18 protein-coding genes (1 of these 18 cut by a window edge) are annotated in these 16,367 nt (G+C 43.8%); 16 read left to right on the top strand and 2 right to left on the bottom strand.

Annotation, left to right across the window (positions count from 1 at the left end; genetic code table 11):
- The first annotated feature begins 117 nt into the window (after positions 1–117).
- The 11 genes from QC759_RS07910 (at position 118) to mtnA (ending at position 9,808) form a co-directional block, all read left to right on the top strand.
- A complete protein-coding gene (locus QC759_RS07910; protein WP_048072139.1) occupies positions 118–618 on the top strand; it encodes a PIN domain-containing protein in 501 nt (166 codons plus the stop codon).
- A gap of 137 nt (positions 619–755) precedes the next feature.
- Positions 756–1,868: a DUF2117 domain-containing protein gene (locus QC759_RS07905; RefSeq protein ID WP_048073806.1), complete on the top strand. Its 1,113-nt coding sequence runs from the start codon at positions 756–758 to the stop codon at positions 1,866–1,868.
- Between the two features lie 125 nt (positions 1,869–1,993).
- The gene (locus QC759_RS07900; RefSeq protein ID WP_048072138.1) at positions 1,994–2,980 is read left to right on the top strand and encodes a methanogenesis marker 2 protein; all 987 of its coding nucleotides are present in this window, start codon (positions 1,994–1,996) and stop codon (positions 2,978–2,980) included.
- Between the two features lie 12 nt (positions 2,981–2,992).
- A complete protein-coding gene (gene mmp3 / locus QC759_RS07895) occupies positions 2,993–4,525 on the top strand; it encodes a methyl-coenzyme M reductase-associated protein Mmp3 (RefSeq protein WP_048072137.1) in 1,533 nt (510 codons plus the stop codon).
- The gene (locus tag QC759_RS07890) at positions 4,506–4,928 is read left to right on the top strand and encodes a methanogenesis marker 6 protein (RefSeq protein WP_048072136.1); all 423 of its coding nucleotides are present in this window, start codon (positions 4,506–4,508) and stop codon (positions 4,926–4,928) included. The genes mmp3 and QC759_RS07890 overlap by 20 nt, the downstream gene beginning before the upstream one ends.
- Complete coding sequence (locus tag QC759_RS07885) at positions 4,925–5,302, top strand: DUF2111 domain-containing protein (protein WP_048072135.1); 378 nt, start codon at positions 4,925–4,927, stop codon at positions 5,300–5,302. The genes QC759_RS07890 and QC759_RS07885 overlap by 4 nt, the downstream gene beginning before the upstream one ends.
- Entirely contained in the window at positions 5,299–5,793 is a 495-nt protein-coding gene (locus QC759_RS07880; protein WP_048072134.1) for a methanogenesis marker 5 protein, read from the top strand. Before QC759_RS07885 ends, QC759_RS07880 begins: the two co-directional genes overlap by 4 nt.
- Positions 5,794–5,795: 2 nt before the next feature.
- Positions 5,796–7,043 carry a methanogenesis marker 15 protein gene (locus QC759_RS07875; RefSeq protein WP_048072133.1) on the top strand — a complete coding sequence of 416 codons (1,248 nt, stop codon included), beginning with the start codon at positions 5,796–5,798 and terminating at the stop codon, positions 7,041–7,043.
- Between the two features lie 14 nt (positions 7,044–7,057).
- Positions 7,058–7,717 (top strand): methanogenesis marker 17 protein, encoded by a 660-nt coding sequence (locus tag QC759_RS07870; protein ID WP_048072132.1) that lies wholly within the window; start codon positions 7,058–7,060, stop codon positions 7,715–7,717.
- A gap of 183 nt (positions 7,718–7,900) precedes the next feature.
- Positions 7,901–8,752: a radical SAM protein gene (locus QC759_RS07865; RefSeq protein ID WP_048072131.1), complete on the top strand. Its 852-nt coding sequence runs from the start codon at positions 7,901–7,903 to the stop codon at positions 8,750–8,752.
- A gap of 126 nt (positions 8,753–8,878) precedes the next feature.
- Complete coding sequence (gene mtnA / locus QC759_RS07860; RefSeq protein WP_048072130.1) at positions 8,879–9,808, top strand: S-methyl-5-thioribose-1-phosphate isomerase; 930 nt, start codon at positions 8,879–8,881, stop codon at positions 9,806–9,808.
- Between the two features lie 141 nt (positions 9,809–9,949).
- Here mtnA and QC759_RS07855 read toward each other — a convergent pair whose 3' ends face one another.
- Positions 9,950–10,981, bottom strand: coding sequence for a class I SAM-dependent methyltransferase (locus tag QC759_RS07855; protein ID WP_048072129.1), 1,032 nt, complete (start codon positions 10,979–10,981; stop codon positions 9,950–9,952).
- 222 nt (positions 10,982–11,203) lie between these two features.
- Between QC759_RS07855 and dph5 the strand changes: the two genes are divergently transcribed.
- The 3 genes from dph5 to QC759_RS07840 all read left to right on the top strand — a co-directional run bounded on the left by dph5 (position 11,204) and on the right by QC759_RS07840 (position 13,752).
- Positions 11,204–11,989 carry a diphthine synthase gene (gene dph5, locus QC759_RS07850; protein WP_048072128.1) on the top strand — a complete coding sequence of 262 codons (786 nt, stop codon included), beginning with the start codon at positions 11,204–11,206 and terminating at the stop codon, positions 11,987–11,989.
- 79 nt (positions 11,990–12,068) lie between these two features.
- On the top strand, positions 12,069–13,013 hold the full coding sequence (locus QC759_RS07845; RefSeq protein ID WP_048072127.1) for a DNA adenine methylase: 945 nt from the start codon (positions 12,069–12,071) through the stop codon (positions 13,011–13,013).
- Between the two features lie 172 nt (positions 13,014–13,185).
- The gene (locus tag QC759_RS07840) at positions 13,186–13,752 is read left to right on the top strand and encodes a DUF1847 domain-containing protein (RefSeq protein ID WP_048072126.1); all 567 of its coding nucleotides are present in this window, start codon (positions 13,186–13,188) and stop codon (positions 13,750–13,752) included.
- 41 nt (positions 13,753–13,793) lie between these two features.
- Here QC759_RS07840 and QC759_RS07835 read toward each other — a convergent pair whose 3' ends face one another.
- On the bottom strand, positions 13,794–14,021 hold the full coding sequence (locus tag QC759_RS07835) for a hypothetical protein (protein ID WP_048072125.1): 228 nt from the start codon (positions 14,019–14,021) through the stop codon (positions 13,794–13,796).
- A gap of 190 nt (positions 14,022–14,211) precedes the next feature.
- Here QC759_RS07835 and QC759_RS07830 point away from each other — a divergent pair, with 190 nt between their 5' ends.
- Together QC759_RS07830 and QC759_RS07825 are read left to right on the top strand one after the other, a co-directional pair.
- A complete protein-coding gene (locus tag QC759_RS07830; RefSeq protein ID WP_171824068.1) occupies positions 14,212–15,153 on the top strand; it encodes an ABC transporter ATP-binding protein in 942 nt (313 codons plus the stop codon).
- 4 nt (positions 15,154–15,157) lie between these two features.
- On the top strand, positions 15,158–16,367 hold the 5' portion of the coding sequence (locus QC759_RS07825; RefSeq protein WP_048072123.1) for an ABC transporter permease. Its footprint extends 59 nt past the window's final position; only the first 1,210 of its 1,269 coding nucleotides appear in the window; the start codon lies at positions 15,158–15,160; the stop codon falls past the right edge of the window.

Here is a 16,367-nt window from a genome sequence, read left to right as displayed (position 1 = left end):
AGAAAAACCTTATATACTTCTTTAAATTTGTATTCGGGGTTAATTGATCCATTGGTTGGATCATAAATTCTTAGGATGGGAGTGCCTCGAAAGTATTACTGAGTAGGATGGTGAATTATGAAGGAAAAAGTATATGTTTTGGATGCATCTGGAATTATTGGGGGATTCATATCTTCAAAACATAAAAATATAACCATAAATGGTGTTTTATCTGAAATTAAGGATTTAAAATCACAGATATCACTTCAATCGGCTTTAGATGAGGGTAAAATCATGGTGAAAGAACCGGATAATGACTCCGTTAACCAGGTAAAAAGTGCCATCCATAACTCTGGAGATATTTTGCGGCTGTCAGAGGTGGATATTAGTTTAGTGGCCTTGGCAGTCACACTTTTGAAGAATTATCATCCTACGGTGGTCACTGATGATTACTCCATACAGAACATCCTGAAAATTCTAAAAATTCCCTACCAGGGTGTAATGACTGAAGGAATAACCGGAATTTATGGTTGGATAAAAATTTGCCGGGGGTGCCGTCACCAGTACCCTTCTGATTATCAGGAGGAAGACTGTGAAATCTGTGGATCCCCTGTTTATCGCAAGCGAATTAAAAAATAACCCAGTTCAGAGCCCATTGGTACGTGATTGGTAACGTAATTGTAATGTTACTATTAGTGATAGGTATTTTAATACGGGTACTGGGTTGTAGGTAATTATAATAAATACCCTGATTCTATGGTGAAGTAATGAAGAAGATGAAAATTGGTTTAGTGGTGCACGGGCCAGAAATAGTTGATTCTGGTTATGCCCTGAAGTTTTTAAAGTTTTTAGAAAGATATGGTACGGTCAAAGCCAGATTAGGCGGTACTATGGGGCGAACTGCAGTTATTGATGCTAATCTGGAAGATAAGATTGATATCAGCCATAAACTGTTCCCCAGCCAGTCGGTGGATAAATTCAGCGATGAAGGTAGTGATGTTATTTTTCTTATTAACTACGGTAAATCCAGTGTAACCGGACACGCCTTTGGTTACAAGGTTTATAACAATAGCACAGGTCATCCTCCCATTGTTCAGATGGAAAGACCCGGTGAACCCGATGGCAGTGTGGTGCCCTGGAGGGATGATCTAACTCCTCTGGCAGCAGAGATAGCCACTGAAATGGGGTTAAGATTGGTCTCTCCCGAGGAGATCAGGAACACTTTATTTTCTCAGGATCCCTGTCAGGGAACCGGCCAAACCATCTGCCGAAAAATTGCCGGTGTGTCTCCTGGTGAGAATATATTCGTCAATGGTATAGTTATTGGCAAATCAACCTCATCTGAAGTGGCCATTATTGCTGAAGAGGGTATTATAACCCAACTTATAGGTGGAACGTTGAAAAAACATGGGGTGGAAAAATTAGGGCCAGTTGAGCTGGAAAAGGCAATAGTAAAAACTGGCTTGTTACGTAAATCCCGGGTAAAACCCCGAATATTAAAATCTGAAAAATCAAACACCCATTTCACCATTGCCTACCTTAGTCATGCTGCTGAGGATATCTACAAGTTAAAAAATGCAGACCTGGTGGTTACAGTGGGGGATGATACCACACTGGTTGCTGCCGATATACTTTACCGTTTTAACGTTCCCATAATTGGTATAACCGATGGAGATCTGGATAAAGTTGTTGAAGAGGGGTTTAAAACTGAGGGTTCTTTAATAATCGAATTTGAAAGTGGTTGGGATGATTTAGTGGGTGAAAAGATATTTTCAGAACTTTTCAACCATCAAGAGAGCATAGAAATAGAAAATATAGAAAATTTTAAAAGTAAATTACTACAGATTATTAGTAATATAACCAGCCAATACCAGGTAAGATATAGTTGAGTATAGGCTATTCAATCGGAGAATAAGGTCTTAATATTTAGTTGATGTTATTATAAACAGTTTAGATTAATAATCATCGCCCCCGGGCAGGTAATAATAGAAACTAACTTAATAGAGGTGCACTCTTGGATTTAAAATCACTTGTTAATTCTATAAAAAATTTTGAGGGCATTACCCGCAAAAACCTTATAAAAGACGTGACCGGGCTTCTTGAAGACACATATAACATCGCAGGACGCACTATTCTAGGTTTTGGTGATGATGCATCCGCCCTGGAAATAGACAATGGACAGGTGGTTCTTCTGGCCGCAGATGGGATGTGGGGGAAGCTCATGGAAGCGGATCCCTGGTGGGCCGGTTACTGTTCAGTACTGGTTAATGTCAATGACATTGCGGCCATGGGGGGAATACCCATTGGAATGACCAACGTCATTTCCACCCAGGATAAAGAGATATGCGCCCAGATCATGGATGGAATCAATGAAGGGGTTAAAAAATTTGGGGTGCCAATGGTGGGAGGACACGTACATCCCGACGCACCATACAACTCTTTGGATGTCTCTATAACTGGAATAATGAACCGCGACGACATTATAACCAGTTGTGGGGCCCGTCCAGGAGATAAAGTCCTGGTGGCCATTGATCTGGAGGGGGAAATACACCCCCAGTTTCACCTGAACTGGGATACCACCACCATGAAAAGCCCGGAACTGGTCCAGGCCCAGATCCTGGCCATGAATGAACTGGCCCAGAAACATCTCTTAACTGCCGGGAAGGATATAAGTAACCCGGGAACCCTGGGAACCCTGGGAATGCTCCTGGAAACCTCAAATGTGGGGGCTACCGTAGAGTTAGGGATGATACCCCGTAACATCGCTGTTAACTGGGAAGACTGGCTGAAACTTTACCCTGGATCGGGATTCGTGCTCACTGCACCCGAAGGGAATGTTTCCCAAATCACCCAGATTCTGGAAAAGGTCAATGTAACCACCCGGGTGGTGGGCCATATAATACCGGAAAAAAAATTATATCTAACCTCTGAAGGTGATAATGAGGTTGTTTTTGATTTTTGCACCGATAGGATCACAGGAATACATGATGAAAATCCCTAGGAGGATAATTTAATGCAGGTGAAGATCAATGGAGAAAAAATAGAACTCCCTGAAGGATCAACAATACAGGATGCCATTGATAAAGTGGGAGCGCCTTACTTGCCAGGTTGTGTTCTGGGACTGGTAAAGGGGACGGAAGAAGTAGAAAAACACGTCAACAAGTACAGTTTGAAAACTAACAAGGGAAGTATCATCATTGAAATAGTGGACGATGCTCCTGAAAGCCTGGTTTCAACCTGGAAACACTTTTACAAGGAATTTGCTAAGGGTGTGCGCTGGACCACCTCCCAAGAGGTGGCAATTGGTCCGGTACAAACCCAACTCACTCCCAGCCACGAAAAATACCGTTATAAACGTTGGGATGTTCTTTTCAGCCTTTCCGGGTTTACTGCAGACTCAACCCATTTAATACTCTCCACGGGGGAACATGAAGCAGTTTACGGTGCCCCTGAAGAAAACAGGGGAGTTTTTGCCCGGGTGGTTGGGGGGAAGAGAACTATACTCAAACTCAACGATGATGATGAAATAGTAGGGGTAAAACCAGTCCTGGAACGGGAAAACATTGTTAAAAGTGCAGCCATAACCAACCTGGAAACACTCCTGGAGGAAGGTAACCAGATATTCACCTATGTCCAGGTTAAGCCCAACCCCAAATCACCCCAATCAGTAGAACACTTCTATGCACTCCAGGAATCTGGAAAAATACGGGTTGATTATGAATCCAATACATTCCTGGGATTTTATGCCTTACAGGGACTTGAAAAAGAAGCAGAGCACATTGATCAACGTAAAAGGGGAACCATAACCTTCCGTAATAAGGGTAAGGGAATGGGTCGTGTGTACATTTACCGGGAAGACCGAGTCTCCACCCCCTCCCATAATGTCTTGGGAACTGTGGTCAGTGGAATGCAGTTACTGGACATTGCTGGTTATGGTGATGAAGTAACCTTCCAAACATCCCCTACCCGGATAATGACTCTTTCCATGACCCAGAAAGAGGCTGAGGAATTCTTACAAGAAAATGGAGTGAAACAGATCAGGGAAGGTTTACAGGATGATGATGCCGTGGTGGTAAAGCAGGAACCACACTACACCATGGATATCATAGCCCAGGGAGAGGTTAAAACCTTAGGGATCCCTGCAGAAGACCTACTCCACGTGGAACTCTACCCCGGTGCACCCCGCTCCACCTGGTACTTCCAGAAAATCACCGGACTCCTGGATTCACCAGTGGGATCCCTGCAGGTACACTTCGCCTTCCCCGGCATGAAACTGTTGATGTTCAAGGATTTCCCCAAGGAATCCAAGGGATTAATACCGGAAAACAACCCGCAGGAAGTGGTGAAAGCAGGAGAAATAGGGATCACCAATATGTCACGCCGCCATATAGGAATGGTGGGGGTGCGATTTGAGGATAACAAGGAATTTGGACCTACGGGAGAACCATTCCAGGGAACCAACATCATCGGAAGAATGGTTGAAGGAATAGAACATCTGGAGAAATACAAAGAGGGGGATACCATTTATGTCGCCAGAAAAAGATAAAGTCACCCGAATGATTGTACTGGGCCCCAAAGCCCAGCTAAGCCAGAGTGAACTGGTGGGAAAACTGCACATGCTAGAATTACCTCTAACCATTAAATCCACCTGTTACGGTGCCGTGGTACACGGGGAAAAGGAAGATGTGATGGAGGCAGTTAACCAGATAAGAAAGCTCGACCCATCTAACATATTTACCAAGGACCGGGGATTCCCACCAGGAGATCCTAGGAGATGCCGGGCTAAACGTGGAGCTGCCAGGGAAGGATTCCACCAGCTGGAAAAGGAATATGAATTACTGGAATATGTTTGTGATGCCCTGGAAAATCCAGAAGCAGTGACCCTGGAAGAACCAGAGAAAATTACTCCAGATGAGTTTAAAAAAATTGCCCAGGAGTGTGAAAAATGAATATCAATGCATCCTCCACAGGAGAAGAAATAGCCCCAATGGCTCTGGCCATTCACCAACTGGTAAATGGTCTCCCTATAACCATGCGCACCCTTGAGAATCCTGGTGTTCGTATTGAAGATAGTAAAATTGTGGACAGTGAATATACCGGACCCGTCCTGGAAGAAGTGCTTAAAGAGGGTAAAGTGGTCCAGGAAATCCCTAAAACTGGAGCTTACCAGGGTATACCAGTGGTGGTGGTTCCGGTTACAGAAGAAGGACAGGTAATAGCAGCCATAGGTGTGGTGGATATAACTAAGGGAATTTACAGTGATATTATGGAGATTACAAAAAGACCAGAAGAACTAAATGAGCCCAGGGGTGATGTGCAGTGAAAATAGCTGTTTTCCCACCTAACTCGTTGATACTGGCAGATATGGTGGAAAGAAAGGGTCATGAACCTCTGGTTATTCAGAAAGAGATTCGTAAGAAAGTTACTGACCCGGAAATAGATTCCCCTCCCTTTAACATCACTGAAGAAGAACCCATTAAGGGCCTTAAATATGCGGCTATTGAAGTTCCCTCCGGTGTAAGGGGCAGAATGGCCATTTTTGGACCAATTATTGACGAAGCAGAAGCAGCCATAATCATGGAGGATGCCCCCTATGGTTTTGGATGCATAGGTTGTGCCCGTACCAACGAACTTTCCATGTACTTCCTCCGGAAAAGAGGCATTCCCGTACTGGAAATACATTATCCTGAAAGCAAAGATGAAACTGTGGAAGTAATTAACAAAATCAACACCTTTCTGGATGGTCTGGATAAATCTGAATCGGATGAAAAGGCAGAACCAGAGAAAGATACCAAGGAGACGGTGGAGGAATAACAATGGTAAAAATAGCTCAGATTTCATGTGGAACCGAGTACAGTGGTGTCCAGAAAGAAATTGAAAAGGCAGCATCCACCTTTGGAGCAGAAATAATTATCCCTGAAGCTGATCTGGACTACATAGATGAAGCTTACCATAAGTTCGGATTCAATGCCGCCAGTAGCAGCATCCGCTTGATGATTGCCCGGGCAATGTCCCTGGTTGAGGGAAAATCAGACGCCGATGCAGTATTTATAGCCACATGTTTCCGCTGTGCCGAGGGAGCACTGGTTAGAAATGAAGTAAGGCGTTTCATACAACAGAACACCAACTTACCGGTGGTTACCTATTCTTTCACCGAACGAACCAAAGCTGATGAGCTCTTCATCCGGATGGAAGCACTATCCACCATAGTTGCCCGGAAAAGTTTACTGGCCCGGGAAAAACAGGAAGGCCTCACACTAGGTATAGATTCGGGGTCAACCACCACTAAAGTAGTGTTAATGGAAAATAACAAGATAATAGGCACTGGCTGGCTCCCCACCACCGATGTAATTGCCAGTGCCCAGGAAGGAATGGTGCAGGCCTTTGAAGGTACAGGATACAAAGAATCGGACGTAGAGGGAGTGGGAGTCACTGGATACGGTAGGCTCACCATAGGGAAACACATGAACGCTGCCCTGATACAGGAAGAACTCTCAGTTAATTCCAAAGGAGCAGTTTACCTGGCAGGACACCAACGAGGTGAAGCCACAGTCCTGGACATAGGGGGTATGGATAACAAGGTCATCACTGTCAACGATGGTATTCCGGACAACTTCACCATGGGTGGAATATGTGCCGGAGCATCAGGAAGATTCCTGGAAATCACTGCCCGCAGATTAGGTGTGGACATCAGCGAATTAGGGCCTTTAGCTCTCAAAGGAAACTTCAAAAAAGCACTCTTGAACAGTTACTGTATTGTATTCGGAATACAGGACCTGGTTACCTCCCTGGCTGCCGGTGGTACCAAGGAAGATGTAGCTGCCGCAGCCTGTTACTCCGTGGCCGAACAGGTATACGAACAGCAGTTACAGGAAATTGACGTGAGAGAACCCCTCATTCAGGTAGGGGGAACCAGTCTCATTGGAGGACTGGTGGAAGCAGTGAGCACTGTCCTGGGTGGAATGGAAGTCATTGTACCTGAACATTCCCAGCACATTGGAGCAGTAGGAGCTGCCCTATTAGTTTCGGGAATGGTGGACAAAGATGTTAAAGCTAAAAAATAATCCCAGGCGATACCATGTATGTGGAATGCTACGATGAAAACGGGCGCGAAGTCTACGATATGATCCTGAGACATATACTCCAGGAAGTACAGATAGGCCGTGCTGTAAATGACGTCCGGATATATGTGGACCCCCGCGAGCCAGTATTCATCATCGCAGTAAAATACGAAAAAGCAGCCCCACCCGTGGTTCTGGAAGATTTCGCAGAATACGAATATGATCCGGAAGCTAACGAAGGTTTCATAAGGATAAAAGACGAAAATTATCTTCCTGAACTTCTAAAAAAGCTCTGGGAAGTGGAAGGAAGAAATAAAATCCACCAGCCCAGTCGTTTCGAAGTGGTCATCGATGATCCACAAATAAAACTGGAAGGCCTGGTGGTACATGACCCGGAAGAGGACCTCAAAAAGAAGATCTACGATGCCCTTTTCCGCATCATTCCTGAGGGATTCCGGGTGGTGGAACACTACTCTGAAGGTAATATAATAGCTCTCACCTGTTCTGATGAGTACATCAAGGAAGAATACCTGGAAAAAACCAGGGAAATAATCCAGAAAATTAAAGAAAATAAAAAATCATATGATTTAGATGCAGAATCTCCTCAAAAAAAGAAAAAATCAAATAATTCAGAATCCAAGACCTCTAAGAAGTTAGGAAATAAGTTTAAAGAATAAAAAGTCCAAATTCACCATCATGAGGTAATCATGGAATGAATCTTAAACTTTGAGGAGATAAATAACCTCCTATTTCCCTCAAAAGGTAAACCAGGGATCAATATAAATCCCATAAAATATAACATGTTTATCTGGATAGTTCAATCTTAAAGATTCATAGATTTATGAGCGGAGGAATTATTTATGAATGAATCTAAATTTGCCCATATAACCAAGGTACATCCCTGCTTTAATGAAAAAATGCACGACAAGGTGGGTAGAGTTCACCTGCCCATTGCACCTCGCTGTAACATACAGTGCAACTTCTGCACCCGAGAATTAAACAAATGTGAGCAACGCCCCGGTGTATCTTCCAGGGTGATGACGGTAGAAGAAGCAGTCACCCACGTGGCCAAGGTCATCAAGGAGATGCCCATTAGTGTGGTGGGAGTGGCCGGACCAGGAGATGCCCTGGCCAACCCTGAAACACTGGAGTTCTTCCGCATAATCGATAAGAAATTCCCGGACCTTATAAAGTGCATGAGTACCAATGGATTACTCCTGGCTGATCTGGCAGAAGAAGTGGCCGCCGTCAACATAAGTACCATTACCGTAACTGTAAATGCCATTGACCCGGAAATCGGAAAGAAAATCTACTCCAGAGCAGTTTACGATGGTAAAGTCTACGAAGGAGAAGAAGCCTTCAAGATCATCTCGGAAAAACAGCTGGAAGGAATTGAAAAAGTATCCAAACTGGGAGTGGTGGTCAAGGTCAACAGTGTACTCATACCTGGGTTAAACGATGAACACATCCCAGACATAGCCCAGGAAGTTAAAAAACGTGGTGCCAGTCTGATGAACGTTATACCTCTCATTCCTCTCTACAAAATGAAAGATTACCAGCGTCCTGGTTGCGAGGAGCTTTCCACAGTAAGGGATAATGTTGAGGAAATTTTGCCTGTCTTCCGGGCCTGTACTCAGTGCCGGGCCGATGCCTACGGAGTACCGGGAAAAGAGGACAAACACCTGGACATGACACCGGCCAGTCATTACTAGGGGATAAAACAACCCCTCAAACAAATTTTTTTTATTTTTAAACGATTTAAAAACCTTCTCTTTCTTAAAATAAAATGTTTACGGAAATATTGAATTTATTAACACTATTACAGGATGTGAAATCACATGAAAACCATGTACTGGAAGGATGACCTCCTTTACCTGCTTGATCAAACTATATTGCCTCATGAAACCGAATACCTGGTCTGTGGATCTTATCAGGATGTTATAACTGCTATAAAAACAATGGTGGTTCGTGGAGCACCGGCTATTGGTGTGGCTGCAGCATTTGGTATGGTACTGGCTTACTTAGCAGATGAAGATATGGAAAAAGCCGCCCAGGAAATGAAAGATGCCCGACCAACCGCTGTAAATCTATTCTGGGCTGTGGATCGGATCATGGCCTCGGATGATCCTCTGAAAGAGGCACTCCTCATGTATGAAGAGGATATGGACACCAATCGAAGCATGGGAAGGCACGGCGCAGAGGTGATTGATGACGGTGACACCATACTCACCCACTGCAACGCCGGAGCCCTAGCCTGTGTGGACTACGGAACAGCACTGGGAGTTATACGCGCTGCCAATGCGGAAGGTAAAAACATCAGTGTGGTGTGTGATGAAACCCGACCAGTACTCCAGGGGGCTCGCTTGAGTGTATGGGAAATGCAGCAGGAAAACATACCAGTGAAACTTATAGTGGACGGAGCTGCTGGCCGCCTGATGCAGGAAGGAGCTATAAACAAGGTAGTTATAGGTGCGGACCGTGTGGCTAAGGGGGGAGTGGCCAACAAAATCGGATCACTTATGGTAGCCCTGGCAGCCAAACGATTCAATGTACCATTCTATGTAGCTGCACCCAAGAGTACCTTTGATTATGAAAACAGTATTTATGATATTGAAATCGAAGAACGCGATCCTGTGGAAGTATTGGGCTTTGCTGGTTGTTTTGCAGCCCCCTTAACAACAGAAGTGAGAAATCCATCCTTTGATGTTGTCCCCAGTGACCTTATAACCGGCATCATAACTGAAGATGGAATTTTAGAACCATTTTAACATTAATCACGGGATTCTTATTTTCCTTTTAATTTTTTAAGATACAATTAACAGTTTAAAGAATTTTTAGAAATAATTAACAGTTTAAAGATATTAATGGTTTTAAAATAAAATCAATCAATTAAAAAAAGTGGTTTACTTTTAATTGATTTTAACATCAATTCCCACATGCCACACTCCGGGACTCCGGGATTTAACTTTACGCTTATCTAAAACTTCTATCTGGCGGGGGTAAGCTGCATTTTTCACTTTTGCTATGGGGTTGTCGAAATCACGGCTGAACTGGTAATAATGGAGGATTCCACCCGGTTTTAGGTGCTTTACTGCCACTGGGAGGAACTCACAGGCAGTTCCCGGTAGGTTCATAATAATCCGGTCGGCTTTAACATCTAAATCCTTTAAAACTTTGGCTACATCTCCCAGTAACGGGTTGATCTTACCTTGTACTTTGTTTAGGATGATATTCTTCTGAAGGTAATGTATGGCCGGGGGGTTGATGTCTATGGCGTGGATCTTCACATTCGGGAGTTTAGACCGGCGGGCGATGTTAATGGCAAAGGGACCCACCCCGGTGAACATATCAATGATCACCTCACCATCCTGGACCTGGTCCCCCACGATCTTCCTTTCCGTGGCCAGACGGGGACTGAAGTAAACTTTTTTCACGTCCAGCATTATTCTAGAATCGTGTTCTCGGTGGATGGTTTCGGAGACATCTTCCCCAGCCAGGTGTTCCAGTTCGCGGGTGCGGACAACACCTTTAATAGCACTCTTCTTACGGTAAACTGACCTTCTTTTGGTGAATTTTAGAGCTGCCTCGCCAATAAGATACTTTTCTTCTTCTAATTCAGGGGGAATCTCCAGGATCACCACATCCCCTATTATATCAAAGGATTTTTTAAATTCCTCCATTTTTTCAGGGGGTATTCTACCCTGGAGATAGTCTTCAATGTTACGGGGCCTTTTTTTAAGTTCTTCAAAATCAGTTTCAACGATATTTTCCAGTTGAAGTCCCAGTTCCTTCAAAAAATCAGGGCAGGGGGTTTGATTTAAGGGGAGATAAACGTTTTCTTCAAAACGTCTAATCTTCCAGTGGTGATCCAGAAATGATTTCTCCAGTAGAATAAGGCGGATGCGGTTGGCTTCTTTTTTAGGGACCTTTAAACCAATCATGGAATTCCTCAAATATCATCTAATTTCTAAATAATTATCCTAATTTATTAGTTTATCTTTGAATTCTCTTCTAAACTCTCTAATTTCACTTCTATAATTCGTTAATTTCCAAGAATCATCTAGGTTATATGTTAGGTTAACTAGTTTAACCAGTTATGTTAATTTTTGAAATAAAATTTTATAAACCTTTCATCCTATAATTAGATGTTGAAGGTGAAAAAAATGCTCTACCTGGTTGGACTGGGACTTTACGATGAAAAAGACATATCTATAAATGGTCTGGAAGCTATAAAATCTGCTGATGTTGTTTACGCTGAATTCTATACTGCCCGATTATTCGGTGGCGATCTCAAATCCCTGGAAAGCCTGGCCGGGGTGACCATTAACATTCTGCGTCGTGAAGAAGTGGAAGAAGAGAATTTGCCCCTTAAGCAGGCAAAAACTAAGGATGTAGTCTTTTTGACTGCAGGTGACCCCTTAATGGCCACCACTCATGCTGATATCCTGATGGAAGCCCGTAAAAATGGCATCCCTACTAGGGTGATACATGCTTCATCCATTCTCTCGGCAGCCCCGGGCATTGCTGGCCTGCAGGCCTATAAGTTCGGGAAGGTAACCACCATACCCCGACCGGAGAATAACTACTTTCCACATTCTCCCTATCAGGTTATTGCGGAGAATAGGAAAATGGGACTGCACACCCTGGTGCTCCTGGATATACAGGCTCACCGTGATTATTACATGACTGCCAATGAAGGACTGGAATACCTTTTGCGTGTAGAAAATGAACGAAATGAGGGAATAATAACCACTGACACTTTGGCAGTGGTGATAGCCAGGGCAGGCTCTCCTGAACCCCTGGTACGTGCCCATCGGGTGGATGTTTTGGTTGAAGAGGATTTTGGTGGTCCATTGCACTGCATGATAATACCCGGTGATCTGCACTTTCTGGAGGCGGAAGGTCTGGTTATCCTGGGAGGAGCACCAGAACACATTCTGCAAGAATAAATCCAAATCAAAAAAATAAAAGACAGGCATTATAAAAATATCTTGAGGATAAAATCAATGGATTTTAGGGATTATAGAAATGGCCACTGATATAGCTGAAAAAAACTTTAATATTGCCAGACCCTATTTGAAATGGGCGGGGGGAAAAACTCAACTACTTTTTGAACTTGAAAAGAGATTACCCCAATCAATTAAGGAAAAAAGGGTTATCGAACGATATTTGGAGCCCTTTGTTGGTGGTGGGGCCATGTTTTTCTACCTGAAAAACCATTACCAGGTCCGGGATTCCATTCTCCTGGATGTTAATCCAGAATTAATAATGGCCTACCGGGTTATTCAGCAGGACCCCCACAAACTAATCACTCTTTTAAAAGGTATGGAAGAGGAACATCTTCAGAAGAGTGAAGATGCCCGAAAAGATAACTTTTACCGTATCCGGGCTGAATTCAACCAGAATATGCCCTTGATGAACTACACTGATTATGGTGATGATTGGATTTCCAGAACTGCCTCTTTGATATTCCTGAATAAAACCTGTTTCAACGGACTCTTTCGCCTCAACAGTAAGGGTGAGTTCAACGTACCCTTCGGCAGGTACAAGAATCCTAACATCTGTGATGAAGTAAACCTGCAGGCAGTTCACCAGGCCCTTCAAAAAACAGAGGTCCGGTGCGCGGATTTTACCCAGGCCCGGCAATACATTAAAAAGGATACTTTAGTGTACATGGACCCACCCTATCGGCCCTTAAACAGCACTTCTCATTTCACCAGTTACTCCCGGGAAAGATTCAGTGACCATGATCAGGAAAAATTAGCCAGATTTTACCAGGAAATGGATTCCAGGGGTGCCTACCTCATTCTGAGTAACAGTGACCCTAAAAATAATAACCCAGCTGATAATTTCTTCGATGAATTATACCGGGGTTATAGAATAGATAGAGTCCCCGCCAAACGTAACATAAACTCTAACACCGCCAGCCGGGGTGAGATAAAGGAATTGATTATCCGGAATTTCCAGGAATAAATTGGATATCCAGCTTTTAAAAGAGGATTATTGATTAAATCTATGATTTTTACATAATTTTACAGATTCCTGAAAACCTGTAATCTTTTGATAGGACCAGATATTATTTTAGGATATCAGAGAATTAGTTACCATAACAATAAAGTTAAGTTTGTTTAAGGAGGAATTATTTTTGAACTGTGCTTTTTGTCAGGATAAGGATTGTTTTAGTGGTAAAGACTGTCTTAAAAATGGAGAAAGAATTAAAAAACTCTACACTAATAATGATATTAATTTGTTGGAAGCATCTTCTGCAATTGAAGCCCGGTACTACATGGAAAAAACACGAATTGAAGAGTTAATCCTCTTTTCAAAGGAAATGGGTTATGAACGCTTGGGAATGGCATTCTGTGTGGGTTTAGAAGGTGAAGCACGCCAGATCGGTGACCTGTTACAGAAAGATTTCAAGGTGGACTCCGTTTGCTGCAAGGTATGTGGTATTGATAAATCAGAATTCAATCTGGAGCAGATTGATAAAAAGAGCTTTGAGGTCATGTGCAACCCGGTTGGCCAGGCTAATATTTTAAATGAGAAAAAAACGGAACTTAACATTATAGTAGGACTGTGTATGGGGCACGATATTTTATTTACACAGAATTCCCAGGCCCCAGTCACCACCCTGGTTGTCAAAGACCGAGTACTTGCCCACAATCCGCTGGGTGCGATATACTCCAGATATTACCAGAACAAACTCAAATAAGGATGGTCATGGATAAAATTTCATTTAATATCTATTAAAGGTTAATCCTCTTCATCTTTTTGGTGTTTGTCCAGTTTCTCGATAAACTCGCATTTTTCCACATTTTCCAGGGGAAGTAGCACTATTTTCCGTCCACTGTCCTGTGTTGCATAAATAATCTCAATTAAACCCCGGTCTTCATCCATTTCAATGGATTCAACTCCAAATTCTCCACGGCGAAAGTTGTGCACACTTTCATTGATCATAGTCACTTCGATTCGGTCAATCATTTCATCACCATTTGGACTTTACTATCGGTTCAACTAATACTCCAAACATTCCCCTACTACTTTTGATCTGTTCTTCATGGGAAATAAATTTACTCTGAATTTATGGGAAAAATTTCATCAAAATGAATCCTATTACTTTATATCTCTAAATAACCTATTATCATTTGATTTTTGAATGGGAGGAATTTCAGTGACGGATACAATTATAGAAGCGCGTGATATCACCCGGAATTTCGGTGATTTCCAGGCCGTGGATAAATTAAATTTAAAAATAAAAAAAGGTGAAGTTTTTGGCTTCCTGGGACCCAACGGGGCAGGGAAAACCACTTCAATCAACATGATGGTGGGACTGTTACGCCCCACCAGTGGCCAGGTTTTAATCAATGGCCAGGACTTGGAAGATGTAAAAAAGGGCATTATCGGTATTTGCCCCCAGGAACTGGTCCTCTGGGACTTTTTAACCTGTAAAGAAAGCCTCATGCTCATGGGGGACATGTACGAGGTACCCCGGGATGAACTGAAGTTAAGGGTGGAAAAGCTCCTGGATGATCTTTTCCTGCAGGATAAGGCCAACACCGTGGTAAATCAGTTATCCGGAGGTATGAAACGTCGCCTGAACCTGGCAATGGCCGTAGTCCACCAACCAGAAATCGTGGTGCTGGATGAACCCTCCGAAGGCCTGGACCCCCAATCACGGAGGGTTTTATGGAACTATATACGCCACCTGCGAGATGAAGAAGGTAAAACCGTCATCCTGACCACCCACCTCATGGATGAAGCCGATCGGCTTTCGGACCGCATAGCCATCATAGACCATGGTAAACTCCTACGGCTGGACACACCATCCAACCTGAAAAAGGAGATAGGAGAGGGGGATGTGGTGGAGATGAAACTCTCTGACCCTGCTAAAAATGAAGAAGTGGTGGATATCCTGGCATTAATGGATGGGGTGCATTCCGTGGTTAAAGTGGAGGATGCACTGAATGTTCGTGCCCTGGATGCAGTGGGTAAACTCCCTCAAATTATTGATGCCGTGGAAACTACTGGAGTCCATGTTTTGGACCTTTCAGTAAGGCAGAACACACTGGAAGATGTATTCATAGATTTAACTGGGACTGGATTGCGGGAGTGAGAAGATGAAGTTTATTAGTATAGCCAAAAAGGATTTCAGAGAATTAACCCGTGACCGCCGTGGTTTAGCAATGATATTACTGTTTCCAATGTTTTTCATGCTGGTGTTTGGATTTGCCTTTGGCGGGATGGGTCAGAGCAACGAACCACACAACTTAGCTGTGGTTAACCAGGATAAAGGAGCAACCATGCCCCTAACAGGGGAACAGGTGAATTTCGGTAACAACCTCACTAAAATACTGGAAGATTCCCAGTATCAAGATAGTGAAGTGCATCTGTTTAACGTTACCACCACCACCGAAAGTGAGGCTGATGAAAAAATCAAGCAGAGGGATGTGGATGCCGAGCTGATCATACCGGAAAACTTCTCCCAGTCAGTGGTGGCCCTCATCACCGCTAATTTACAGCAACAGTCATTAACCAGTGCATCGGCATCAACTAACGTCACTTCCACGTTAGTTATTCGGGGAGACACAGGATACACTGGGTTTGGAACCACCCAAGGGATACTCACCGGTGTTCTGGAGCAGTATCAGGATAAAATGGTCAGTGAGATACAGAAAGCCATTACCGGTAGTTCCGGGGTAACCGCTGACACTTACCTCCAGACCCGGGTGGAATCCATTCCAGGAACCGGTTCTTTCACCACCTTTGATTTCATGGCCCCGGGAATGATCGTATTTGCCATACTGCTGTTAACCACCACTGTAGCTGCGGGTCTAACTCGAGAAGTGGAAAAAGGAACCCTTTCCCGTTTAAAGCTGTCAAAAATGACCTCATTTGACCTTTTATTAGGCGGACTGATACCCTGGTCCCTGGTAGCAGCGGCCCAGGTGGTTATCCTCCTGATAGTGGCAGTGTTAATTGGATTCCACTGGCAGGGAGGAATATACACACTTCTACTGGCTGTTTTGGTGGGAATAATTGGGGGGATAGCCTCTGTTTCTCTGGGGATGATAATAGCGGCTTTTGCCCGTAATGACAGACAAGCAGCCAATCTGGGAACCCTCATCAGTGTTCCCACCAGTTTCCTGGTGGGGGCTTTCTTCTCATTGCCCAATGTGGTGATAGCCAACTTTTGGGGGCAGCCATTCCAGCTTTACGACCTCCTGCCCTGGACCCATGTCTTAAGTGCACTGCGATCCACCCTAACCTATGGTTTGGGCTGGGAAGCCATTGCCTACCAGGTGGGATGGGCGGTACTACTGACGGTGA

It is taken from the genome of Methanobacterium formicicum (assembly GCF_029848115.1).
Lineage (GTDB): Archaea > Methanobacteriota > Methanobacteria > Methanobacteriales > Methanobacteriaceae > Methanobacterium > Methanobacterium formicicum.
This window is presented reverse-complemented; position numbering and strand designations above follow the sequence as displayed.